This window comes from Streptomyces sp. SP18CS02 (assembly GCF_036322365.1).
GTDB lineage: Bacteria > Actinomycetota > Actinomycetes > Streptomycetales > Streptomycetaceae > Streptomyces.
Map to the genome: position 1 here is coordinate 1 of NZ_JAQYXC010000110.1, position 314 is coordinate 314.

Sequence of the window (314 nt, forward strand, 5' to 3'; positions counted from 1 at the left end):
CTCGGGACGGCGTGGGAAGCCGGCCGCCCGCACCCCCGGCGTCGGCCGTGGCGGCGCACCCGGCCGGCTCGCTGGACCGCCGGCCCCGCCCGGGCGCCGGCGGCGCCACCGGCCGGCCGGAGGTGTTCACCGTGCGCACCAGGTCCCCCTGCCAGGGGCCGCTGGCCGGGCCCGCCGCCCGGCGCCCGAAGGCGAGCACACCCTCGAGCGCGGGCAGACACTCTACCTCCTCCCCCGCGACGAGCGCATCGAGTGCGCGCCGCACGGACAGAGAGTCGCGGTCACGCTCCAGCAGCGAGACAGGGTCGCCCGAC

At 80.3% G+C, this 314-nt stretch carries 1 pseudogene; it reads right to left on the minus strand.

Going from position 1 to position 314, the window contains the following annotated elements:
* Window positions 1-314, minus strand: a pseudogene (locus PUR26_RS00840) (alpha-glucosidase); the annotation flags it as partial.